This window comes from Cellulosimicrobium sp. BMG9.23, assembly GCF_059159985.1.
Map to the genome: position 1 here is coordinate 429,615 of NZ_JBZGBZ010000004.1, position 22,096 is coordinate 451,710.

General features: G+C 72.6%; 18 protein-coding genes. 3 read left to right on the forward strand and 15 right to left on the reverse strand.

What is annotated here, in order from left to right; translation table 11 throughout:
- The first annotated feature begins 34 nt into the window (after nt 1-34).
- Nucleotides 35-634, forward strand: coding sequence for a hypothetical protein (locus AC4H2G_RS08590; RefSeq protein WP_494365329.1), 600 nt, complete (start codon nt 35-37; stop codon nt 632-634).
- A gap of 82 nt (nt 635-716) precedes the next feature.
- On the opposite strand, the gene AC4H2G_RS08595 is transcribed toward AC4H2G_RS08590, so the two are convergent.
- Nucleotides 717-1,853 carry a branched-chain amino acid aminotransferase gene (locus AC4H2G_RS08595; RefSeq protein ID WP_494365330.1) on the reverse strand — a complete coding sequence of 379 codons (1,137 nt, stop codon included), beginning with the start codon at nt 1,851-1,853 and terminating at the stop codon, nt 717-719.
- 183 nt (nt 1,854-2,036) lie between these two features.
- Entirely contained in the window at nt 2,037-3,089 is a 1,053-nt protein-coding gene (locus tag AC4H2G_RS08600) for a 3-isopropylmalate dehydrogenase (RefSeq protein WP_494365331.1), read from the reverse strand.
- Nucleotides 3,090-3,256: 167 nt separating this feature from the next.
- On the opposite strand from AC4H2G_RS08600, the gene AC4H2G_RS08605 reads away from it, so the two are divergent.
- A complete protein-coding gene (locus AC4H2G_RS08605; RefSeq protein ID WP_494365332.1) occupies nt 3,257-4,477 on the forward strand; it encodes an ROK family transcriptional regulator in 1,221 nt (406 codons plus the stop codon).
- A 7-nt stretch (nt 4,478-4,484) separates the two neighbouring features.
- Here the strand turns inward: AC4H2G_RS08605 and AC4H2G_RS08610 are convergent, their stop codons facing one another.
- From AC4H2G_RS08610 to AC4H2G_RS08655, 10 genes are all read right to left on the reverse strand, one after another.
- Complete coding sequence (locus tag AC4H2G_RS08610; RefSeq protein ID WP_494365333.1) at nt 4,485-5,036, reverse strand: ASCH domain-containing protein; 552 nt, start codon at nt 5,034-5,036, stop codon at nt 4,485-4,487.
- A 235-nt stretch (nt 5,037-5,271) separates the two neighbouring features.
- A complete protein-coding gene (gene ilvC, locus AC4H2G_RS08615) occupies nt 5,272-6,297 on the reverse strand; it encodes a ketol-acid reductoisomerase (RefSeq protein ID WP_494365334.1) in 1,026 nt (341 codons plus the stop codon).
- 65 nt (nt 6,298-6,362) lie between these two features.
- Nucleotides 6,363-6,887 (reverse strand): acetolactate synthase small subunit, encoded by a 525-nt coding sequence (ilvN, locus tag AC4H2G_RS08620; RefSeq protein WP_251151781.1) that lies wholly within the window; start codon nt 6,885-6,887, stop codon nt 6,363-6,365.
- Nucleotides 6,888-6,890: 3 nt separating this feature from the next.
- Nucleotides 6,891-8,789: an acetolactate synthase large subunit gene (locus AC4H2G_RS08625; protein ID WP_494365335.1), complete on the reverse strand. Its 1,899-nt coding sequence runs from the start codon at nt 8,787-8,789 to the stop codon at nt 6,891-6,893.
- Between the two features lie 482 nt (nt 8,790-9,271).
- Complete coding sequence (locus AC4H2G_RS08630; RefSeq protein WP_494365336.1) at nt 9,272-10,267, reverse strand: ABC transporter permease subunit; 996 nt, start codon at nt 10,265-10,267, stop codon at nt 9,272-9,274.
- Nucleotides 10,264-11,241 (reverse strand): ABC transporter ATP-binding protein, encoded by a 978-nt coding sequence (locus AC4H2G_RS08635; protein ID WP_494365337.1) that lies wholly within the window; start codon nt 11,239-11,241, stop codon nt 10,264-10,266. The genes AC4H2G_RS08630 and AC4H2G_RS08635 overlap by 4 nt, the downstream gene beginning before the upstream one ends.
- Before the next feature lie 123 nt (nt 11,242-11,364).
- Complete coding sequence (locus AC4H2G_RS08640) at nt 11,365-13,224, reverse strand: alpha-glucosidase (protein ID WP_494365338.1); 1,860 nt, start codon at nt 13,222-13,224, stop codon at nt 11,365-11,367.
- Between the two features lie 71 nt (nt 13,225-13,295).
- Nucleotides 13,296-13,817, reverse strand: coding sequence for a hypothetical protein (locus tag AC4H2G_RS08645; RefSeq protein ID WP_494365339.1), 522 nt, complete (start codon nt 13,815-13,817; stop codon nt 13,296-13,298).
- Nucleotides 13,818-13,825: 8 nt separating this feature from the next.
- On the reverse strand, nt 13,826-14,965 hold the full coding sequence (locus AC4H2G_RS08650; RefSeq protein ID WP_494365340.1) for a DUF4037 domain-containing protein: 1,140 nt from the start codon (nt 14,963-14,965) through the stop codon (nt 13,826-13,828).
- Between the two features lie 55 nt (nt 14,966-15,020).
- Entirely contained in the window at nt 15,021-15,740 is a 720-nt protein-coding gene (locus AC4H2G_RS08655) for a 4a-hydroxytetrahydrobiopterin dehydratase (protein ID WP_494365341.1), read from the reverse strand.
- 199 nt (nt 15,741-15,939) lie between these two features.
- Here AC4H2G_RS08655 and AC4H2G_RS08660 point away from each other — a divergent pair, with 199 nt between their 5' ends.
- Nucleotides 15,940-16,704: a 4'-phosphopantetheinyl transferase family protein gene (locus tag AC4H2G_RS08660; protein ID WP_494365342.1), complete on the forward strand. Its 765-nt coding sequence runs from the start codon at nt 15,940-15,942 to the stop codon at nt 16,702-16,704.
- A gap of 15 nt (nt 16,705-16,719) precedes the next feature.
- Here AC4H2G_RS08660 and AC4H2G_RS08665 read toward each other — a convergent pair whose 3' ends face one another.
- From AC4H2G_RS08665 to ilvD (AC4H2G_RS08675), 3 genes are all read right to left on the reverse strand, one after another.
- Nucleotides 16,720-18,024 (reverse strand): 4a-hydroxytetrahydrobiopterin dehydratase, encoded by a 1,305-nt coding sequence (locus AC4H2G_RS08665; protein ID WP_494365343.1) that lies wholly within the window; start codon nt 18,022-18,024, stop codon nt 16,720-16,722.
- 51 nt (nt 18,025-18,075) lie between these two features.
- On the reverse strand, nt 18,076-19,782 hold the full coding sequence (gene ilvD, locus AC4H2G_RS08670; RefSeq protein WP_494365344.1) for a dihydroxy-acid dehydratase: 1,707 nt from the start codon (nt 19,780-19,782) through the stop codon (nt 18,076-18,078).
- Between the two features lie 231 nt (nt 19,783-20,013).
- Nucleotides 20,014-21,876: a dihydroxy-acid dehydratase gene (gene ilvD / locus AC4H2G_RS08675; protein WP_494365345.1), complete on the reverse strand. Its 1,863-nt coding sequence runs from the start codon at nt 21,874-21,876 to the stop codon at nt 20,014-20,016.
- Between the last annotated feature and the right edge of the window lie 220 nt (nt 21,877-22,096).

Genomic DNA, 22,096 nt, shown 5'->3' on the forward strand with positions numbered 1-22,096 from the left:
GGTGCGACGCGACGCGACCGACGGAGGAGTGACGATGAGCGACCCGACACCCGGGTACGACCCGCAGAACCCCCAGACCCGACGCTACGGACAGCCCCCGGTCCAGCCGAGCGGTGCCGCGCAGGGCCAGCCGCCCGCGCTGCCCCCGACGCACGACCCCCGCGCCGACTTCCCCGAGCCGCAGCGCACGGTGAGCCCCGCCGACCCGCGTCTGACCGTCGAGGCCGGACGCTTCTGGGCGGGCGCGGCCGCCACGGCGCTGGTCGCCGCGCTCATCGGGCTGATCGGCGTCATCGTGTTCGAGCGCATCTTCACGATCACGCTCGTCCCGCCGCCCGACCTCTTCTCGACCGGTTCCCAGCAGGCCGCCTGGGCGATCGACGGTGCGATCCTCGCGATCCTCGCGGCAGGGCTGCTCCACCTGCTCATCCTCAGCACGCCGCGCCCGCGTGCCTTCTTCGGCTGGATCATGGCGCTCGTCATCGTGGTGATCGCCGTCCTGCCGTTCGCGTGGACGGACGACATGACCGCCGCGGCGCTCTCCGGGCTGATCAACCTGCTCATCGGGATCGCCGTGTGGTCGCTGCTCGCCGGTGTCGCAGGCCGCACGATCGTCCGGCGCCCGGCCGTCTGACGCCGCTCCCCACGTGCCCGACGCCGGGGCGCGCCTCCGGCGGGAGGCGCGCCCCGGCGTCGGGCACGAGCTGGAGGAGGACTCAGGCGAGGCGGCGCAGCCAGCCGTGCCGGTCGGCGGAGCGGCCCGTCTGGATGTCCGTGAGCTCGGTGCGGACGGCCATGGTCAGCTGGCCAGCCTCGCCGTCCGCGATGGTCTCGTCGAAGTCGGACCCGGCGAGACGGCCGATGGGCGTGATCACCGCCGCCGTGCCGCAGGCGAACACCTCGGTGACGGACCCGTCGCGGATGTCGTCGAGGAGCTCGGCCAGCGGGATGCGCCGCTCGACGACCTCGTGACCCCGGTCCGTGAGGAGCTGGATGATCGACGAGCGCGTCACGCCTTCGAGGATCGAGCCGCTGAGCTCGGGCGTCTCCACGGAGCCGTCGGCCCGCACGACGAACACGTTCATGCCGCCGAGCTCCTCGAGGAACGTGCGGGTGCTCGCGTCGAGGAAGCACACCTGCTCGCACCCGTGCTGCTGCGCGACGACCTGCGGCAGCAGGCTCGACGCGTAGTTCCCGCCGCACTTCGCGGCTCCCGTGCCGCCCGCGCCGGCACGGCTGTACTCGCGGTCCACCCAGATCGACACGGGCTTCACGCCGCCCGAGAAGTAGGGCCCGACGGGCGACGCGATGACGAGGTACTCCGCCTCGAGGGACGGGCGCACGCCGAGGAACGCCTCCGACGCGTACATGAACGGGCGCAGGTACAGGCTCGCCTCCTCCCCCGTCGGGACCCAGTCGACGTCCGTGCGCACGAGCGCCGTGACGGATCCGACGAAGTCGTCCACCGAGAGGGCCGGCAGCGCCAGGCGGTGCGCCGAGCGCGCGAACCGCGCGGCGTTCGCCTCGGGACGGAACGTCCACACGGAGCCGTCGGCGTGCCGGTACGCCTTCATGCCCTCGAAGATCTCCTGCCCGTAGTGCAGGACGGCGGTCGCCGGGTCGATCTGCAGCGGACCGTACTTCTCGATGCGGCGGTCGACCCACCCGTCGGTCGAGTTCCAGCTGATCCGCGCCATGTGGTCGGTGAAGACCGTGCCGAACTTGGGGGCCGCGATCGCGGCCTCGCGCTCCGCGGGCGGGCGGGGCGCGTCCGAACGACGGACGTCGAACAGGGCGATGAGGTCCTCCGTCGAGGAGGACGGCTGGTGCTGCGCTGCAAGCGGGGTGCTCATCATGAGGCCTTTCACCTGGCGACCCGGGTGGTCTCCGCCTAGTTTTCCACGACCGCCCGCCCTGCGCGGGCAGCACGACGTCGCGACGGCGTCACCGGGTCAGAACGGGAGGGGTTCCGGTCCGGGGTGACGACGACCGAGGCGTAGGACTGGCCCGCCGGTGCCGGAGCACCGGTCGACGGCTCAGCCTGCGACGCGAGCGGCGAGCTCGCGGCCCACCTCGGCCGTCGAGCGTACTCGGCCACCACCGGCGCCTCGGTCGGCGAGGTCGGCCGCGACGGCCGCCTCGACGCGCTGCGCCTCGTCGGCGAGCCCGAGGTGGTCGAGCAGCAGCGCGACGGACAGCACCGTCGCGGTGGGGTCGGCCTTGCCCTGACCGGCGATGTCGGGCGCGGAGCCGTGGACCGGCTCGAACATCGACGGCGCGGTGCGGTCCGGGTTGATGTTCGCGGACGCCGCGAGGCCGATGCCGCCGGTGATCGCGGCGGCCTGGTCGGTGAGGATGTCGCCGAACAGGTTGTCCGTCACGATGACGTCGAACCGCGAGGGGTTCGTGGTGAGGAAGATGGTCGCGGCGTCGACGTGCAGATAGTCCGTCGTCACGTCGGGGAAGTCGGCGTTCACGGCCTCGACGGTGCGGCGCCACAGGTGGCCGGCGTGCACGAGGACGTTGTGCTTGTGCACGAGCGTCAGGTGCTTGCGCGGGCGGGCCTGGGCACGGGCGAACGCGTCACGCACGACACGCTCCACGCCGAACGCGGTGTTGACCGACACCTCGGTCGCGATCTCGTGCGGCGTCCCGGTGCGCAGCGCGCCGCCGTTGCCGACGTACGGGCCCTCGGTCCCCTCGCGCACGACGACGAAGTCGATCTCGCCCGGGTCGGCCAGCGGAGACGTCACGCCGGGGTAGAGCTTGCCGGGACGCAGGTTCACGTAGTGGTCGAGCGCGAAGCGCAGCTTGAGGAGCAGCCCGCGCTCGAGGACGCCGGACGGCACGGTCGGGTCGCCGATCGCGCCCAGCAGGATCGCGTCGTGGCCGCGGATCGCCTCGAGGTCGGCGTCCGTCAGGGTCTCCCCCGTCGCGTGCCAGCGCCGCGCACCCAGGTCGAAGGGCGTCGTCGTGACCTTCACGTCCGTACCGGAGAGCACGGACTCGAGCACGGCGAGGCCCTGCTCGACGACCTCGGTCCCGATGCCGTCGCCGGCGACGACTGCCAGATCAATGGTGCGCGTCATGCCGTCGACCCTACGCCCGCCAACCACCCCTCGGGACGCTGGTCTCATCTCTCGGACGATCGCGCCGCCCCCGCACTGCCCCGCGCCGGCCGCGACCGAGTTGCGCTGCAAACCCACGACCAGGCACAGTGAGGAAACTTTCTTAAAGCCCGTTCGAAGGACGACCGATGACCGTTCCCTCCGCGTCGAGGATCCCCGGGACGCCAGGGCTGCTGCGCACGATCAACGACCGTGCGGCGCTCGAGCTCCTCCTCGACGAGGGGCCCATGACACGCTCGCAGATCGGCGACCGCACCGGCGTCTCGCGGCCGACCGCCTCCCAGATCGTCGCACGGCTCGAGGAGTCGGGCCTCATCGAGGCGACGGGCGTGGTCCAGGGGGCGCGCGGACCGCAGGCGGTGACCTACTCGGCGCGCACCGACGTCGTGGTGGGGCTCGCCCTGGACGTCCTGCCCGGCGGCGTCCGGGCCAGCGTCGTGGATGCCCTGGGACGTCCGCTCGGCGACACGGTCGTCCGGTCCGGTCCGGACCGGACCGCGGTCGACGACGTCCGCACCGCGTGCCGCGACGCGTGCGCAGCCGCGGGGGTCCCGCAGGAACGGGTCGCGTGCGCCGTCGTCGGCGTGCAGGCCGCACCCGACCAGCGCAGCGGGGACCTCGCCCTCGTCGGCGAGCTGCCCGGCTGGCCGCAGCACGGACTGCGCGCGCACCTCGAGAACGCGCTCGGCGTCTCGTTCCGCATCGAGAACGACGTCAACCTCGCTGCCATCGCCGAGCGGGACGCCGGCCGCGCGGACGCCAGCTTCAGCCTCCTGTGGCTGGGCGAGGGCATCGGCCTGGGGTCGTGGGTCGACGGCCGGGTCCACCGGGGGACGGCGGGCGGCGCCGGCGAGATCGGCTACCTGCCCGTGCCGGCCGACCACATCGACGACTCCGTCAACGCCCAGGACCTCGTCGGCGGCCTGCGGATCGTCGAGATCTCCGTCCGTGCAGGAGTTCCCGGCGTCGCCGAGGGCACTCCCTACGACACGGTGGTCGACGCCCTCGCCCTGCACGTCGGGACCCCTGCCGTGGACGCCGTCGTCGCCGACCTCGCGCGGCGCGTGGCGGTGGTCCTGCGGCCGGTGGTCGCGATCCTCGAGCCCGACGCCGTGGTCCTGGGCGGTCCGACCGGCGTCGCGGCAGGCGCGGCGCTCGCCGAGGAGACCGCCCGCCTCCTGCGCGAGACCGACCAGGCGACCGGGTCGATCGTCACCAGCGCCGTGCCCGAGCTGGCCGTCCTGCGGGGTGCGCGCTCCGTCGTCGCGCAGGACGTGCGCGCGCTCCTGCTCGCCGCGGCGGGTCGGCCCGGCCACGCGCCCGCCGCCATGCCCACCGTCTCGGGGTAGTCCGGCGCTATCGCGGGTAGCGCAGCTCGAACCGCTCGCACACCACCGGCATGTCCTCGGGCACGTCCCGCTCGAGGACGCGGGCGAAATAGCGCCGGTGTCCCTCGCGCCACGCCTCGAGCGACCCGTCGTCCTCCCCCTCCGCGAGGGCGAAGTCCGCATCCACGTCGCCGAACGGCACGACGTCGACCGCCGTCGTCCGGATGAGCGCCCGGGGGTGCCCTGCGCCGTCGAGCAGGATCGACAGCTCACCCTTCTCGGGGACGGGCGTCTCGTCGTCGTACTCCCACAGGGACGACGACGTCGCCGTCTTCGCACCGGAGAGGACGGCCGCGAGCAGCGAGTCGGCGAGGTCCGGGTTGTCACCGAACGACCAGGCGGCCGGAGGCATGCTCTCGGTCACGCCCTGACCGATGACGACGCCGATCTTGCCGAGACCCGCGCTCGGTCGCGCGACCTCCCAGAAGGCGAGGATCTCCTGCGCCTGCTCGTCGGTCGCGCCGACGAGCTCCACGGGCTCCGCCGTCTCCGGCCCGCCGCTGTTCTCGCCGTCTGCCATCGGATCTCCCGTCGGTACCGTCATGCCCTCATCCTGTCCCAGCGCGCGTCGAAGTGCCCGGTCTTCGCCCTTCGTCCAGGTCGTGTCGCCCCGCACGAAGACGGGTGGGTGACCCCTGTCGCGCGATCGTGGTGGGTCTGGCGGGAGCCTCGCGAGGGACGAGCACCGCGGATGGTAGATCGCGCGACAGGGGTCACCCACCCCGGAAGGCGAGCGAAAGAAACTCAGGAGAGGCTCAGCGAGCAGCCGACCCGTCCGTGTAGTCCGCGTCCTGCTGCTTCCACGCGAAGAGCGCACGCAGGTCCTTGCCGACCTTCTCGATCGGGTGCTGGGCACCCTGCTCGCGCAGGCGGTGGAACTCGGGGGCACCGGCGTCCTGGTCGTCGATGAAGCGCTGCGCGAACGCGCCGGACTGGATGTCGGCGAGGACGGCCTGCATGTTCTCCTTGACGTGCGGGTCGATGACGCGCGGGCCGGAGACGTAGTCGCCGTACTCGGCCGTGTCGGAGACGGACCAGCGCTGCTTGGCGATGCCGCCCTCCCACATGAGGTCGACGATGAGCTTGAGCTCGTGCAGCACCTCGAAGTAGGCGATCTCTGGCTGGTAGCCCGCCTCGGTGAGGGTCTCGAAGCCGTACTGGACGAGCTGCGACACACCACCGCAGAGGACGGCCTGCTCGCCGAACAGGTCGGTCTCGGTCTCCTCCGTGAAGGTCGTCTTGATGACGCCCGCGCGCGTGCCGCCGATGGCCTTCGCGTACGACAGCGCCGTCTCCCAGGCGTGGCCCGAGGCGTCCTTCTCGACCGCGATGATGTCGGGGATGCCGCGACCGGCGACGAACTCGCGACGGACCGTGTGGCCCGGCGCCTTCGGCGCGACGAGGACGACGTCGACGCCCTCGGGAGCCTCGATGTAGCCGAACCGGATGTTGAAGCCGTGCGCGAACGCGAGCGTCTTGCCGGCCGCGAGGTTCGGCTTGATCTCGTCGTTGTAGATCGAGCGCTGGTGCTGGTCCGGCGCGAGGATCATGATCAGGTCGGCCCAGGTCGCGGCCTCGGCGACCGTCCTGACCTCGAAGCCCGCGTCGGTCGCCTTCGCGATCGACTTCGAGCCCTCCTTGAGCGCGATGACCACCTGGACGCCGGAGTCACGCAGGTTCATCGCGTGCGCGTGCCCCTGGCTCCCGTAGCCGACGACCGCGACCTTCTTGCTCTGGATGATGGACAGGTCGGCGTCGTCGTCGTAGAACAGCTCAGCCACGGTGGATCTCCTCGTTCTTCGGTGCGGTGCAGGGTCTGCAGGTCTGGTGGGAGGGTAGGTGATGGTCAGGCCGACCGGACGACGCGTTCCAGCGCTCGGTCGGTGATGGAGCGCGCGCCGCGCCCCACGGCGACGGTCCCGGACTTGACGATCTCGCGGACGCCGTAGGGCTCGAGCGCGCCGAGCAGGGCGTCGAGCTTCTCCCCCGTGCCGGTGGCCTCGATCGTCACGGCGTCGGGGACGACGTCGACCACCTTGGCGCGGAACAGGTTGACGACCTCGAGCACGCCCGTGCGGTTCGCGCCGTCGGCACGGACCTTGACGAGCAGGAGCTCGCGCTGCACGGACGCCGCCGCGTCGAGCTCGACGATCTTGATGACGTTGACCAGCTTGTTGAGCTGCTTGGTCACGTGCTCCAGGGGGCGCTCCTCGACGTCGACGACGACGGTGATGCGGGAGATCTCCTCGTGCTCCGTCGGGCCGACGGCGAGCGAGTGGATGTTGAACGCGCGGCGCGCGAACAGACCGGCGACGCGCGTCAGCACGCCGGGCTTGTTCTCGACGAGCACGGAGAGGGTGTGGCGGGACATGGCTCAGTCCTCCCGGTCCCACGCGGGCGAGATGCCGCGTGCATATTGGATGTCGTCGTTGCTCACGCCGGCGGCCACCATCGGCCACACCATCGCATCACGCGAGACGTTGAAGTCGATGACGACGGGGCGGTCGTCGATCTCCATCGCGCGCTTGATCGCGGCGTCGACCTCGCCCGCGGACTCCACGCGGATGCCCTCGCACCCGTACGCGTCGGCGAGCTTGACGAAGTCCGGCACGCGCGCGGTCCCGTGCCCGGTGTGCAGGTCGGTGTTGGAGTAGCGCTTGTCGTAGAACAGGGTCTGCCACTGGCGCACCATGCCGAGCGAGCTGTTGTTGATCAGCGCGACCTTGATGGGGATCTCGTTGATCGTGCAGGTCGCGAGCTCCTGGTTGGTCATCTGGAAGCAGCCGTCGCCGTCGATCGCCCACACGGTGGCGTCGGGCCGCCCGACCTTCGCGCCCATGGCCGCGGGGATCGAGAAGCCCATGGTGCCGAGGCCGCCCGAGTTGAGCCACGTGCGCGGGTGCTCGTACCGGATGAACTGCGCGGCCCACATCTGGTGCTGCCCCACACCCGCGACGTACAGCGCCTCGGGGCCGGCGATCTCCCCGAGCCGGGAGATGACGCGCTGGGGCGAGAGGTGGCCGTCGTCGGGCTCGGTGTACCCGAGCGGGTACGTCTCGCGCCAGTCGTCGATCTGGTGCCACCAGGCCGCGAGGTCGGGCTGACCCTGCGCCGCGTGCTCGCGCTCGAGCTCGGGGACGAGGTCGGTGAGGACCTCCTTGAGGTCGCCGACGATCGGGACGTCGACGTCGCGGTTCTTGCCGATCTCTGCCGGGTCGATGTCGGCGTGCACGATCGCGGCGTGCGGCGCGAAGCTCGACAGCTTGCCCGTCACGCGGTCGTCGAAGCGCGCACCGAGCGCGACGATGAGGTCGGCCTTCTGGAGCGCCGCCACGGCGGGGACCGTGCCGTGCATGCCGGGCATGCCCAGGTTCTGCGGGTGGGTGTCGGGCACCGCGCCGCGTGCCATCAGCGTCGTGACCACCGCTGCGCCGGAGAGGTCGACCAGACGGCGCAGCTCGGCGGTCGCGTTCGCCCGCACCGTCCCGCCCCCCACGTACAGCACGGGGCGCCGTGCGGACGCGAGCAGGCGCGCGGCCTCCTTGATCTGCTTGCTGTGCGGCTTGGTGACCGGGTGGTAGCCGGGCAGGTGGAGGTCCTGCGGCCAGGAGAAGGTCGTCTGCGACTGCATCGCGGACTTCGCGATGTCGACGAGCACGGGACCCGGCCGGCCGGTCGAGGCGATGTGGAACGCCTCGGCGATGGTCCGCGGGATCTCGTCGGGGTCGGTGACGAGGAAGTTGTGCTTCGTGATCGGCAGCGTGATGCCGACGATGTCCGCCTCCTGGAAGGCGTCCGTACCGATCGCGCCGGCGGCGACCTGGCCCGTGATCGCGACGAGCGGGATGGAGTCCATGTTCGCGTCGGCGATGGGCGTCACGAGGTTCGTCGCGCCGGGGCCGGACGTCGCCATGGTGACCCCGACCCTGCCGGTCGCGTGGGCGTAGCCCTGGGCCGCGTGCCCGCCGCCCTGCTCGTGCCGCACGAGGATGTGGCGCAGCCGCTTGCTGTCCATGAGCGGGTCGTACGTCGGGAGGATCGCACCGCCGGGGATGCCGAAGACGACCTCGGCGCCGACCTCCTCGAGCGAGCGGACGATCGACTGCGCGCCCGTCATCTCCTCGCCGGGCGTCGTCGGCTGGGCGGGCCGGACCTGAGCGCGGCGGGCGTCGCTGCGGGGCGCGACGGACGCGGGCGTCGGGGCGGGCTTCGGCGCCGCGGCGGGTGCCGCGGCCCCCGGTCGCGGGGGTGCCGGGGTGGGACCCTGGGCCATGGTGTCTCCTGCGTGTCGTGGCCTCGGTCCGGCGGGCGCCCCCGAGGGGGCGCTCCGCCGGGTCCGGAGCCGACCGTGGTCGTGCGGTCGTGCCGTTCGCGGTGCGGTCACCGGTCGCCGCGGGTCTCGCGGGTACGGCGGTCGCGGTGGCCGGATGGGCCGGTCGCGTCGTGCTGGACAGGTTGCTTGTGCTGTTGTGGTGGCAACAAAAAACCCCTCGAACCCGGATGACGGGCTGGACGAGGGGTGAGCGCGCTGACGAAGCCTGTGGGCGTGGCCTCAGCCGGCGCGCTCAGGAAGTACTACAAGGAGGATCGTCTGCACGTCATGGGACTGTACGCCCATGTTTCGGGGATGTCACGTACCGAGGCGCCCGTCTCACGGGATGGACACGGTGCGGCGCGGCGCTCCTCCGACGGGCGGGCCAGGCGGGCCGACGTGCGGCCCATCTGTCCCGGCGGGGCCGCACGTCGGAGCGGGGCTCATGACACGTCGCGACGGCGGAACACCACGGCGGCGAGCAGGGCCAGGAGGATCGTGGCCCCGCCGAGGACGAGCCCACCCTGCGTCATGGACACGACGCGTTCGACGCCTTCGCACGTCGTCCCGGTCGCGTCGGTCTCGCACGTCATGACCCAGTAGCCCGAACTGCCCTGGACCCACGCGAGGAGGTTGGTGGGGAGGGACCAGCGCTGGAGCTCGTCCAGGGCGGCGACGGCGAGCCGCTCGAGCACGAGCCACCCCGCGACGACCCCGACCGCGGCGGCGGCGTGCCGGACGAGCGTCCCCAGGGCGACACCGATCGCCGCGAGCGCCGCGGTCGCCGCCACGGCGCGAGCGGACAGCCCGGCGAGGTCCGTCCAGGTCTGCGCGGTGACCGGGCCGAGCTGGTCGTTCGCCGCGTACGCGCCCCACGCCCCGCCGACCATGACGAGCGCTGCGACGGCGGCGAGCGGGACCACCGCGACCGCGGCGGCGGCGAGCTTCGACCAGTACACGCGGCGTCGCCGTGGCTCGAACGTGAGCCAGAGCCCGATCGCGCCGGTCGAGAGCTCGGCCGTGACGAAGGTGATGCCGATGACGAGGCCGGCGAGCCCGAGGAACGGGAGCTGCGTCGTGAGCGTCTGCACGCCCGTCGGCGGCCACGTGTCGTCCTCGCCCTCGAACGTCGGGACCGGCGTGAGGTAGTGCTCGAGCCGGGGCTCGCCGTCCTCGCACCCGAAGTCGATCGCGGGATCGCTCTCGCGCGCCCGCTCCTCGTCCTTCTCGCACTGCGCGAAGCCTTCGTCCTCCCACCATTCCTGCTGCTCCGCGAAGACCGTCTCGGCTGCGGCGATCTCCACGGCCGGCGTCGGGCGGCTCCCGAGGAACGCGACGAGCACCGTGAGGAGCGCGACGGTGACGGTCGCGACGGACAGCCAGCGGATCGCCGACCGCGCGCGGTAGCGCCGCAGCTCGGCGGTGACGAGCCGGTTCATGCGGCCACCTCCTCGGCGTGGGCACCGCGGTGCGGTCGGTCGGGGACGGCGGCCTCGGCCTCGGCCGTGAGGTCGAGGAAGACCGACTCGAGGTCCGCCTGGACCGGCACGAGCTCGGCCACCCACAGGTCGTGCGCGGCCAGGGTCCGCGTGATGTCCGCGGCGTCCGCGACGGCGTCGACCAGCAGGTGCGGGCCGTCCTCCCGGACGGTCATGCCGGCCGCGCGCAGGAGCGCCGCGGCACGGGCCGGGTCCGGGACGCCGACGCGCACCGACGCCCCGCCCGCGCCGATGAGCTCGTCCACGCGACCGCTCGCGATGAGACGGCCCCGCGAGATGATCGAGACGGTGTCGGCGACCTGCTCCACCTCGGCGAGGATGTGGCTGCTCACGAGGACCGTCTTGCCGCGCGCGGCGAGGCCGCGCATGGTGTCGCGGATCTCGCGGATCCCGGCCGGGTCGAGCCCGTTCGTCGGCTCGTCGAAGATGAGCAGGTCCGGGTCCTTGAGCAGCGTCGCGGCGATCGCGAGGCGCTGCTTCATGCCGAGCGAGTACCCGCGGTAGCGGTCGGCGGCCCGCTCGGAGAGACCGACCTCCTCCAGGACCTCGCCGACGCGTCCGCCGGGCGCACCGATCGCGGCGGCGAGCAGGTCGAGGTTCCGGCGCGCCGTGAACGCCGGGAAGAACTTCGGGGACTCGACGATCGCCCCGACGCGCGCGACGACCTCGGGCAGGTGCCGCGGGACCTCCTGACCGAAGATCCGGGCCGAGCCCGAGTCGGCGCGGACGAGGCCGAGGAGCATCCGGATCGTCGTGGTCTTGCCCGACCCGTTCGGCCCCAGGAAGCCGTGGACGCCGCCCACGGGGACCACGAGGTCGAGCCCTTCGACGCCGACCGCTCTCCCTCGCCGGCTCCGATACGTCTTGCGCAGTCCCCGCGTCTCGATCGCGGGCACCTCCGCCGTGCTGTGCACCGTGCGCTCCCCTCTGCGACCGACGTCGCGGCCCCGTCGCCCGGCGTCGTCGCCGGCTGCGAGGAGCCTAGGGCATGCTTGGTGCTCAGCGGAACAAGATCCTACGCAGGCATGACCGGCCCCCTACCTGCGAGGGAGGGCCGCGCGACGACGCAGGACCACTCCCTCCCACGGCCTCAGGTGCCCGACGCGCCCGGCCCGCCCTCCGCCGTCGGGCTCCGGGTGGGTGGCCACGAGGACGGACGCGCCTTCCCACCCGTCCTGGACCGCGGACGGTACGTCCTGCGGCGCGTCGCCCACGTTGACCAGGACGAGGAGCTCGTCGCGCCCCCATGCGGCGTCGGGGCCGGCGCCGTCCGACGGCGCGTCGAGCGCGCGCGTGAACGCGTAGACCGCCTCGTGGTCCGGGAGCAGCATGCGGAAGTCGCCGAGCGCGACCACCGGGACGTCGTGCCGCAGCGCGTGGAGGCGGCGGTAGAAGTGGAGGACGGAGCCCTCGTCGGCCCACGCCGCCTCGGCGTTGACCTCGACATGGTTCGGGTTGACCTCGAGCCAGGGCTCGCCCGTCGTGAAGCCCGCGTTCGTGCTCGCGTCCCACTGGACGGGCGTGCGCGCGTTGTCGCGGCCCACGGCGGCGAGAGCGGCGAGCATCTGGTCGGGCGTCGCGACGCCGTGCTCGACCATCTCGCGGTAGTGCCCGAGCGACTCCACGTCCTGGTACTGCTCGATGTGCGTGAAGTGCGCGTTCGTCATCCCGAGCTCCTCGCCCTGGTAGACGTACGGCGTGCCGCGGTGCAGGTGCAGCAGCAGGGCGAGCGCCTTGGCCGAGGCGACGCGGTGCTCGGGCGAGTCGTCCCCGAACCGGGAGACGACGCGCGGCTGGTCGTGGTTGTCCCAGTACAACGAGTTCCAGCCCGCCTCGGCCAGGCCGACCTGCCAGCGGCCGAACGTCACCTTGAGATCCGTCAGGCGCATCGGGACGGGATCCCACTTGGAGGCTCCGTGGTCCACGCCCATGTGCTCGAACTGGAACACCATGTCGACCTCGCGCCGCGCCGGGTCGGTGTAGCGGCGGCCGTGGTCGACCGTCACGCCCGGCGTCTCTCCCACCGTGAGGATCTCCCGCCCTGCCGCCTGGTACGGCGCGAAGACCTCCCGGTGCATCTCCGCGAGGTACTCGTGGACGTGCGGACCGTCGGTGTAGTGCGGGCTGCCGTCGCCGAGCACCCCGTAGCGGACCTCGCCGTCCGGCAGCGACCCGTCGGGGCCGACCACCTTGGAGATCAGGTTGATGACGTCCATGCGGAAGCCGTCGACCCCGCGGTCGAGCCACCACCGCATCATCGCGTGGACCTCGCGGCGGACCTCCGGGTTCTCCCAGTTCAGGTCCGGCTGCTTGGTGTCGAAGAGGTGCAGGTAGTACTCGCCGCTCGCCTCGTCGAACGCCCAGGCGCTGCCGCCGAAGAAGGAACGCCAGTTCGTCGGCTCGGCGCCCGGCGTGCCCGGCTCCATGCCGGGCCGCGCGGGGCGCCACCAGTACCAGTCGCGCTTCGCCGCGCCCTGCCCGCGACGACTGTCGACGAACCACGGGTGCTCGTCGCTCGTGTGGTTGACGACCAGGTCCATGACGAGCTTCATGCCCCGCTCGTGGAGCCCCTCGATCAGCGTGTCGAGGTCCGCGAGGGAGCCGAACAGCGGGTCGACGTCCTGGTAGTCGCTGATGTCGTACCCGTTGTCCGCCTGCGGCGACCGGTACACGGGCGAGAGCCACACGACGTCGACGCCGAGCCGCTCGAGGTGATCGAGGCGCCGGAGGACGCCGGGAAGGTCACCGACGCCGTCGCCGTCGGAGTCCTGGAAGGACCGCGGGTAGATCTGGTAGACGACGGCACGCGTCCACCACGGGGCGTCCGCCGGGGAGTCCGTCCCGGGCCAACCGCCCCGGGGTGCGTCGTCGGTGTCCGTCCAGGCCTTCTGCGTCATCGTCCGTCCTCTCACGTCACGACGTCACACCTCACCCTGCCCGACGACGCGCAGGGGCGCGCGCACAGGCGTCACTCCCAGACGAACCCGTCGAGGAACGGCGTGAGCACGTCAGCCGTGTCGTCGAGCGTCCCACCGCCGAGCTGTGCGAGAACCATGGCCGACCGGTCCCCGTGGACCACCGAGACGAGCACCTTCCGGATGACCAGGGGCTCGGTGAACGGGCAGTCGAACACGAGGTGCGGATCGCCGAACGTCGTGTCGCCGGTGAGCCTGTGGCATGCACCGCCCTGCCCGGCGATCTCGACGGCAGCCTCGAGCGCTCTCTCCTCGGCCGCTCCTGCCGAGTCGAACGTCGTGACGATCAGCTGCTGGGTCTCGTCGCCGACCTCGGTCGCCGCGAAGGCCACGCCGTCGGGCAGCTCGTCGACCGTCTCCCATCCCGTCGGTACCGCGACGCTCAAGGTGCCGTCGGCCACGGCGACCCGCTGCTCTGTGGGCTCCGCGCCGTCCGGGTCGTCGTCCACCGCGCGGGGGATGGTGCAGCCGGCAAGGACCACCAGTACCAGGAGCATCCCGAGGGTCTGTCGCATCGCGCCAGTCAACCAGTCCGCGGACCCCGGCCGGCCGTTGTCCACAGGGTCGACGGCCGGTGCAGAGCGGGTTCGTCTGCGCGACGAGGTCCGCGTCCCGTCATCGACGACTCGGCGACCGCCGGACGAGGCTGTGCGCCGCAGCGACGCGACGGTCCGGGTCCATGAGGACATCGACGTCGTCCACCCACTGCTCGACGGACCCGACGCCAGGCGGGAGCGACCGGACCTCGGGGTCGGCGATCGACGCCGGTCACCGCCTCCGGCACCGGGCCGACCCCCCGGTACGGCCGGCCCCAGAACGGGCCGAGCGCGCGCTCGACGACGGGCAGCCCCACGTCGGCCTGGAGCGCGTGGAGCTGCTCGACCGCACGGCAGATCGCCGCCTCACGATCCCGCCAGGCGTCGGCCGCGAGCGCCGCGTGCAGCGCTGGAGCGACCGCGCCCGCCCGCGGCAGCCGGGCGAAGAGCGTGCCGAACCACTTCGCGTAGGGCGGCCAGCGGCGTTCGAGGAGGAAGCCCAGGTGCATCGCGACCCGCACGAGCCGCGCGGCGACCACCCGTGAGCCGAGGTCGTCGCCGCGGTCGCCGGCACGCCCGACGAACGGCAGCTCCTGCCCGAGCCGCACCCAGTCGGTCGCGACGACGTACCGCCACACGTCCTCCGGGTACCGCGCGAGGCGCTCGCGCGCGGCGGTGAGGCGACCGTCGGTGTCCGAGAACACGGGACCGGCCGTCACCTCGAGGATCGCCTGACCGGTGAGCGCGAGCCAGTCCGCCACGCTCATCGGCCGCGTCGCGTCGACACCGAGGCGGGACGTCACGAACGCCCCCGGCGAGGCGACCTCGACCTGGTGCGGACCGTGCGACGCCCACGTCGTCGGGAAGCGCGTCGGCAGGCCGTCGAACGTGGCCGGGAGCTCGGCGTCGAGCAGCGCGTCGACGGCCGCGACCATCGACTCGTCGACGAGGAGCGTGAGGCGCAGCCCCCAGTCGTGGTCGCGTGACGTCGGGTCGTCGAGGCCGAGCACGTCCGACCCGCTGCCGAGCCGCGCCGTCGCGTACGGCAGGCCGGGCCACCGGCCGAGCACGAGCGGTGCGACCACGTGCTCGTCGTAGCGGCGTGCGAGGTCTGCCCCGGAGCTCATCCGGTCATCCTGCCGGGCCGCCCGACCTGGCGCGACCACCTTCTCCTGGGAAGCGTCAGCCGAGAGGCCCGCGCGGGGCTGCGTCGTCGGTGGGGACCCGGTCGCGAGACTGCCACGTACACACGCACGCCTCGTTGCCCTCCGCGTCCGCGAGCACCCAGAACGACGGCGCGCGGTCGTCCGACACGAGGTGCCCGCCCGCAGCGATCGCTGCCGTGACCCGCGCCTCCGCGACGTCGTGCGGGACGGTGACGTCGACGTGGATGCGGTTGCGCTGCGGTCGCGGCGCGTCCATCTGCTGGAACCAGAAGGCCGGCGCGTGCGTCGTCGGGTCGATGAGCGCCGGTGCTGCCGAGGTGTCGGTCGCGTCCACGCCGTACCCGAGGACGGCACGCCAGAACGGCTGGACCGACGGACCGACGAGCGCGTCGACGGCGATCTCGAGCTCCTGGACGGCGCTCGGGGCGGCGCGGAGGTCGAGCTCGCGGGCGGCGTCGGAGATGCGGCGGGCCAGCTCGACGTCGCGGCGGCTCAGCCCGCCGACGTCGTGCGACGTGAGCCGGACGGTGACCGTACCGTACCGGAGGTCGACGTCGGGGTGGTGGTCCGCCGCCTCGGCGAGCTCGCCGATCGCGTCGACGAGCTCGACGCCCGCGGTGAACGAGCCCGTGCGGAAAAGCGTCTGGGCCGTGGCGAGCAGTACCCGCCAGTCCTCGACGCCGTCGCTGTCGTGGAACTCGCGTGCGGTGATGCGGTCGCCGATCGCGTCGGTCATCTCGGAGCCTCCCGGTACGTGGACCGTCCCTGGCCGTGCAGTCCCGCTCACGGTAGCGAGACCTGCCCGGGCGCGCCCGCGCGAGCCGTCCTATGCTGGCGCGGGTCCGCCGCTCCGTGAGCGGCGGCGGGATCTGCCGACGTCGTGCCCGCCGGGCGAGCACACACGCGAGGCACGACGCCGGACAGGAGGACGCACCGTGGACCGTACGCTCGACGACCTCGCGCGGGTCGACGACCTGCCGGGTCTCGCTCGCGCCGCGTTCGGCGAGCGGTCCGCGTCCTCGGGAGCGTCCGCCGAGCCGACGGTCTGGTGGGGCACCGTCGAGCGGTGCGCCGCGTGGGCGTCACGGCTCGGCGACCGCGTCCTCGACGCGGACGAGCGCACTCGTGCCGACCGGTACGTGGACGACACGGACCGCGCGACCTACGTGGTGTCGCACGTGGTCCTGCGGCTGCTGCTCGCGCACGAGCTGTCGGCGGAGCCTCACGAGGTGTCGCCACGCCCCTCGCCGTGCCCGTCGTGCGGCGGTGCGCACGGGAAGCCGGTGCTCGACGGCGGCCCCGAGTTCTCCCTCGCCCACACGCGCGGCGCGTTCGCCGTCGCCATAGGCCCCACGCCCGTCGGCGTCGACGTCGAGGGCACGCCCGACGAGCGCGTGGTGCGGAGCGTCTCGAGCTCCCTCCACCCCCGCGAACGGGCCGAGCTCGCCGCCTGCGCTCCGGGCGCTCGCGGTGGCGCCTTCGCCCGGACGTGGACGCGCAAGGAGGCGTACCTCAAGGCGATCGGGACCGGGCTCTCGCGCGACCTCTCGCTGGACGACGTCGGAGCGGGAGACACCCCTCGGGCGCCCGGCCCGGGCTGGCACGTCGCCGACGTGCAGCTCGCGGCACCGTTCACGGGCGCCGTCGTGTGGTGCGACGCGGACGTCCCTGCCGTCACGGTCGACGACGCGCTCTCCTGACGACCACGGTCGGCCCTACTGCTCGTCCCGCCCGAGCGACACGGCGACGTCGACCTCGTTGCCCTCGGGGTCGGCGAGCGTCCACCAGTGCGGTGATCGGTCGCGCACGAGCCGCCCGCCCGCAGCGAGCGCCGCGTCGACTCGGGCCTGCGCCTGGTCGTGCGCGACGAAGACGTCCACGTGGATCCGGTTCCGCTGCTCGCGGTGCTCGTCGAGCTGCTGGAGGAAGATCGACGGGCCGCGCAGGAGCGGGTCGTACAAGTCGGTCTCCTCGCGCTCGGTGTACGCGAGGACGGCGGCCCAGAAGTGCTGCACGGCCGGGATGTCGAGCGCGTCGAACGTGAGCTGGACGTCGCGCACGGTCGCCGGGTCCGCGGTCAGCCCGAGGTCGTGCGCCGCGGCCTGCACCTGCTGGGCGAGCGCGAGGTCCGCGCGGGCGACCCAGCCCTCGTCGGGAGGCCCCAGGCGCACGGTGACCCCGCCCGGCCGCAGGTCGACGTACGCGGTGAGCCCGGCGTCGTCGGCCAGGGCGCCGGTGCGCGCGACGAGGCGGACGAGGTCCGCCCACGGTCCCGCCCAGTAGGCGCTGACGCCCTGGAGGAAGCGCCAGTCCTCGACGTCCGGCGCGGAGAGGAACGCGTCGGGCGTGAGCCACGGCTCCGGGAGCTCGAACGGGAACGTGTCCCAGCCCTCCAGGTCGACCTCGTTGCCCTCGGGGTCGGCGAGCGTCCACCACTGGGGTGCGAACGCGTCGTTCGCCACGCGACCGCCAGCGGCGAGGATCGCCGCCTGGCGCTGCGGCCGGACCTCCCGTGGGACGAACACGTCGAGGTGCACGCGGTTGCGCAGGGGCCGCGGCGCGTCCATGTCCTGGAACCACACGAACGGCCACCGCCAGTGCCGGTCGATGACGTCCTCCTCGCCGGCCAGCTCGTGCCCCAGGGCCGTGGACCAGAACCGTCGCGCAGCGTCGACGTCCTGCGTGTCGATCGCCAGGTCGACCTCCTGGGCCGCGGCCGGGTCGGGGACGAGCCCGAGCTCTCGCGCCGCGGCGGAGACCTGGCGGGCGAGTGCGAGGTCGGCCTCGGTGAGCGCCCACACACCGTGCGTGATGACGCGGACCACGACGGCGCCTGGACGCAGGTCGACGTCAGGGTGGTGCCCGGCCGCCTCCGCGAGCGCACCGACCCGCTCGACGAGCGCCGCGCCGTCGCGCAGGGACCGCGTGCGGAACGTCGCGGACGCGCCCCGGGCGAGCGCGCGCCAGTCCCGCGCGCCCTCGGCGGCTTGGAACGCCTGGGTGGTGACGACCTCGTCCATGACCCCTCCTGGTGGCGAGCGCCCGCCTGCGACCGGCGACGACCGGGTGTGCTACTCGAGGATCGCCCCGCGCGACGCCGACTGGACGAGCTTGGCGTACTTGGCGAGCACTCCGCGCGTGAACGTGGGCGGGAGCGGCACCCAGCCGTCGCGGCGCACCTCGAGCTCGGCGGGGTCCACGAGGAGGTCGAGCGTCTTGTTCGCCACGTCGAGCCGGATCCGGTCGCCGTCGCGCACGAACGCGATCGGGCCGCCGTCCACGGCCTCGGGCGCGACGTGCCCCACGCACAGTCCCGTCGTCCCGCCGGAGAACCGGCCGTCGGTGAGGAGCAGGACGGTCTTGCCGAGCCCCGCGCCCTTGATCGCACCCGTGATGGCGAGCATCTCGCGCATCCCGGGGCCACCCTTGGGGCCTTCGTACCGGATGACCACGACGTCGCCGTCGGTGATGGTCCCGTCCTCCAGCGCGTCGAGCGCCGCACGCTCGCGCTCGAACACGCGCGCGGTCCCCTCGAACACGTCCTCGTCGAAACCCGCTGACTTGACGACGGCGCCCTCGGGCGCGAGCGACCCGTGCAGGATCGTGATCCCGCCGGTGTGGTGGATGGGGTTGTCGAGCGCCCGCAGGATCTTCCCGTCGGGGTCGGGCGGGGCGATGGCCGCGAGGTTCTCGCTCACCGTGCGTCCCGTGACGGTGAGCGCGTCGCCGTGGAGGAGCCCGGCGTCGAGCAGCGCCTTCATGACGACGGGCACTCCCCCGATGCGGTCGACGTCGTTCATGACGTAACGGCCGAACGGCTTGAGGTCGCCGAGGTGCGGCACGCGACCCGCGACGCGGTCGAAGTCGGCGAGGGTCAGCTCGACCTCGGCCTCGTGCGCGATGGCGAGCAGGTGCAGCACCGCGTTGGTCGACCCGCCGAACGCCATGACGACGGCGATCGCGTTCTCGAACGCCTCCTTCGTCATGATGTCGCGTGCGGTGATCCCCCGACGCAGCAGGTCGACGACCGCCTCGCCCGACCGGTGCGCGAACGCGTCCCGGCGGCGGTCGGCCGACGGCGGCGCGGCGGAGCCCGGCAGCGACATGCCCATCGCCTCGGCGACCGACGCCATGGTGTTCGCCGTGTACATCCCGCCGCACGCACCCTCGCCCGGGCAGATCGCGCGCTCGATCCGGTCGACGTCCTCGCGGCTCATGAGCCCACGGGCGCACGCCCCGACGGCCTCGAACGCGTCGATGAGCGTGACGTCCTTCTCCGTGCCGTCGGACAGCTTCACCCAGCCCGGCATGATCGAGCCGGCGTAGAGGAACACGCTCGCGAGGTCGAGGCGGGCCGCGGCCATGAGCATCCCCGGCAGCGACTTGTCGCAGCCCGCGAGGAGCACGGAGCCGTCGAGACGCTCGGCCTGCATCACCGTCTCGACCGAGTCCGCGATGACGTCGCGGCTCACGAGCGAGAAGTGCATCCCCTCGTGCCCCATCGAGATGCCGTCGGAGACGGAGATCGTCCCGAACTGCAGCGGGTACCCGCCGCCCGCGTGGACGCCCTCCTTGGCACCCTGCGCGAGCCGGTCGAGCGACAGGTTGCACGGCGTGATCTCGTTCCACGAGCTCGCGATGCCGATCTGCGGCTTGACCCAGTCCTCGTCGCCCATCCCGACGGCGCGCAGCATCCCGCGCGACGCCGTCGCCTCCAGTCCGTCCGTGACCTGCCGGGAACGAGGCTTGAGGTCGGGTCCGCCGTCGGTGTCCGTCATGGACCCACTCTAGGAACCCACCGCGCGCACGGCGAGGTAGAACCGCAGGTCGCGAGATAGAAGCCCGCGAGCTCTATCTCGCGACCGCCGGTTCTATCTCGCGGACGACCGATGCTCGGCGACGATCGACGCACGAGCCGAGGCTCGCCGTCGGGCACCAGAACCCGAGACGACAGAAGAGCGAGACAGGGGGCGGGGACCCAGCCACGGCGGGGAGACCTGACTCGAGAACTACCGGCGCTTGATGAGCGACACGTCGCGGACGGCGCCGCGGTCGGCGGACGTCGCCATAGCGGCGTAGGCCTGCAACGCCGGCGACACGTACCGGTCGCGGTCGGCCGGCTGCCACGGGTTCTCGCGCGCCTCCATCTTGGCGCGGCGCTCGGCCAGCACCTCGTCGGTGACGTTGAGCCGGATGAGGCGCGTGTCGACGTCGATCTCGATCTCGTCGCCGTCCTCGACGAGCCCGATCACTCCCCCGGCCGCGGCCTCGGGCGACACGTGGCCGACGGAGATGCCGCTGGACCCGCCGGAGAACCGGCCGTCGGTGATGAGCGCGCAGACCTTGCCGAGACCGCGGCCCTTGATGAACGACGTCGGGTAGAGCATCTCCTGCATGCCCGGACCGCCCGCGGGGCCCTCGTAGCGCACGACGACGACGTGCCCGGGCTGGACCTGCTTGGTGAGGATCTTCTCGACCGCCTCGTCCTGCGACTCGCAGACGAGCGCCGTCCCGACGAAGTGGAAGACGTCCGGGTCGACGCCCGCGGTCTTGAACACGGCGCCGTCCTCGGCGAGGTTGCCGCGCAGCACGGCGAGGCCGCCCTCGACGGTGTAGGCGTGCTCGACGTCGTGGATGCAGCCGTTCTCGGCGTCCGTGTCGAGCGACTCCCAGCGGTTGGACGTGGAGAACGCCTGCGTGGTCCGCACGCCGCCGGGCGCCGCGTGGAACAGCTCGAGCGCACGATCCGTGGCCTTGCCGCCCCGGATGTCCCAGTCGTCGAGCCACGCGCGCAGGGTCGGCGTGTGGACGGACGTCACGTCGTGGTCCAGCAGGCCGCCGCGGTCCAGCTCGCCGAGCAGCGCGGGGATGCCACCGGCGCGGTGGACGTCCTCCATGTGGAAGCTCGGGTGGTTCGGCGCGACCTTCGACAGGCACGGCACGAGGCGGCTGATGCGCTCGATGTCGGTGAGGTCGAAGTCGATCTCACCCTCCTGCGCGGCCGCGAGGACGTGCAGCACCGTGTTGGTGGAGCCGCCCATCGCGACGTCGAGCGCCATGGCGTTGGAGAACGCCGCCTTGGTGGCGATGGAGCGCGGTGCGACGGAGTCGTCTTCGTCGTCGTAGTAGCGCTTCGCGAGGTCGACGATCGTCCGGCCGGCCTCGAGGAAGAGCTCCTTGCGCGCGGCGTGCGTCGCGAGCGTCGAGCCGTTGCCGGGCAGCGAGAGACCGAGGGCCTCGGTGAGGCAGTTCATGGAGTTCGCGGTGAACATGCCGGAGCACGACCCGCACGTGGGGCACGCGTTCTCCTCGACCTGGGCGAGCGCGTCGTCGGACACGTTGTCGTCGGCCGAGTAGTTGATCGCGTTGATGAGGTTCAGGGGGGTCTTCGCGACGCCGTCCGCGACGATCGCCTTGCCGGCCTCCATCGGTCCGCCGGACACGAAGATCACCGGGATGTTCAGGCGCAGCGCGGCGTTGAGCATGCCGGGCGTGATCTTGTCGCAGTTCGAGATGCACACGAGCGCGTCGGCGCAGTGCGCGTTGACCATGTACTCGACCGAGTCGGCGATGAGGTCGCGGCTCGGGAGCGAGTAGAGCATCCCGGCGTGGCCCATGGCGATGCCGTCGTCGACCGCGATGGTGTTGAACTCCTTGGAGACGCCGCCCGCCTCGCGGATCGCCGACGCGACGAGGTCGCCCATGTCCTTGAGGTGGACGTGGCCCGGGACGAACTGCGTGTACGAGTTCGCGATCGCGATGATCGGCTTCCCGAAGTCCTCCGCACCCATGCCGGTCGCGCGCCACAGGGCGCGGGCTCCGGACATGTTGCGACCGTGGGTGGACGTCCGAGAGCGCAGGGGGCGGCTCATGTCGGGTCAGCTCCTTCGACGGGTGGCCGCGGCCGATCCTCCGGCCGCCGGGTCACATTACGCCTGTCCCGGACCGCGCGAGGGGTGCGTCCGCGTCGTGGTCGTCCCGGTACGTACGGGGAATCCCCGTCCCTGAGGGATCCCCGCTTAAACGTTACGTAAGGGTTGAACCGGGCCACGCCCGGTGCCACGGTGGTCCGGCGCGGCACGCCGTTCGTCG

Bases quoted from the DNA above. Each gene is read 5' to 3' on its own strand.
- AC4H2G_RS08590 (WP_494365329.1), top strand. From the start codon at position 35: ATGAGCGACCCGACACCCGGGTACGACCCGCAGAACCCCCAGACCCGA.
- AC4H2G_RS08625 (WP_494365335.1), bottom strand. From the start codon at position 8,789: ATGGCCCAGGGTCCCACCCCGGCACCCCCGCGACCGGGGGCCGCGGCA.
- AC4H2G_RS08600 (WP_494365331.1), bottom strand. From the start codon at position 3,089: ATGACGCGCACCATTGATCTGGCAGTCGTCGCCGGCGACGGCATCGGG.
- AC4H2G_RS08665 (WP_494365343.1), bottom strand. From the start codon at position 18,024: ATGGACGAGGTCGTCACCACCCAGGCGTTCCAAGCCGCCGAGGGCGCG.
- AC4H2G_RS08605 (WP_494365332.1), top strand. From the start codon at position 3,257: ATGACCGTTCCCTCCGCGTCGAGGATCCCCGGGACGCCAGGGCTGCTG.
- AC4H2G_RS08640 (WP_494365338.1), bottom strand. From the start codon at position 13,224: ATGACGCAGAAGGCCTGGACGGACACCGACGACGCACCCCGGGGCGGT.
- AC4H2G_RS08645 (WP_494365339.1), bottom strand. From the start codon at position 13,817: ATGCGACAGACCCTCGGGATGCTCCTGGTACTGGTGGTCCTTGCCGGC.
- ilvD (WP_494365344.1), bottom strand. From the start codon at position 19,782: ATGACGGACACCGACGGCGGACCCGACCTCAAGCCTCGTTCCCGGCAG.
- ilvD (WP_494365345.1), bottom strand. From the start codon at position 21,876: ATGAGCCGCCCCCTGCGCTCTCGGACGTCCACCCACGGTCGCAACATG.
- AC4H2G_RS08655 (WP_494365341.1), bottom strand. From the start codon at position 15,740: ATGACCGACGCGATCGGCGACCGCATCACCGCACGCGAGTTCCACGAC.
- AC4H2G_RS08630 (WP_494365336.1), bottom strand. From the start codon at position 10,267: ATGAACCGGCTCGTCACCGCCGAGCTGCGGCGCTACCGCGCGCGGTCG.
- ilvN (WP_251151781.1), bottom strand. From the start codon at position 6,887: ATGTCCCGCCACACCCTCTCCGTGCTCGTCGAGAACAAGCCCGGCGTG.
- AC4H2G_RS08610 (WP_494365333.1), bottom strand. From the start codon at position 5,036: ATGGCAGACGGCGAGAACAGCGGCGGGCCGGAGACGGCGGAGCCCGTG.
- AC4H2G_RS08650 (WP_494365340.1), bottom strand. From the start codon at position 14,965: ATGAGCTCCGGGGCAGACCTCGCACGCCGCTACGACGAGCACGTGGTC.
- AC4H2G_RS08595 (WP_494365330.1), bottom strand. From the start codon at position 1,853: ATGAGCACCCCGCTTGCAGCGCAGCACCAGCCGTCCTCCTCGACGGAG.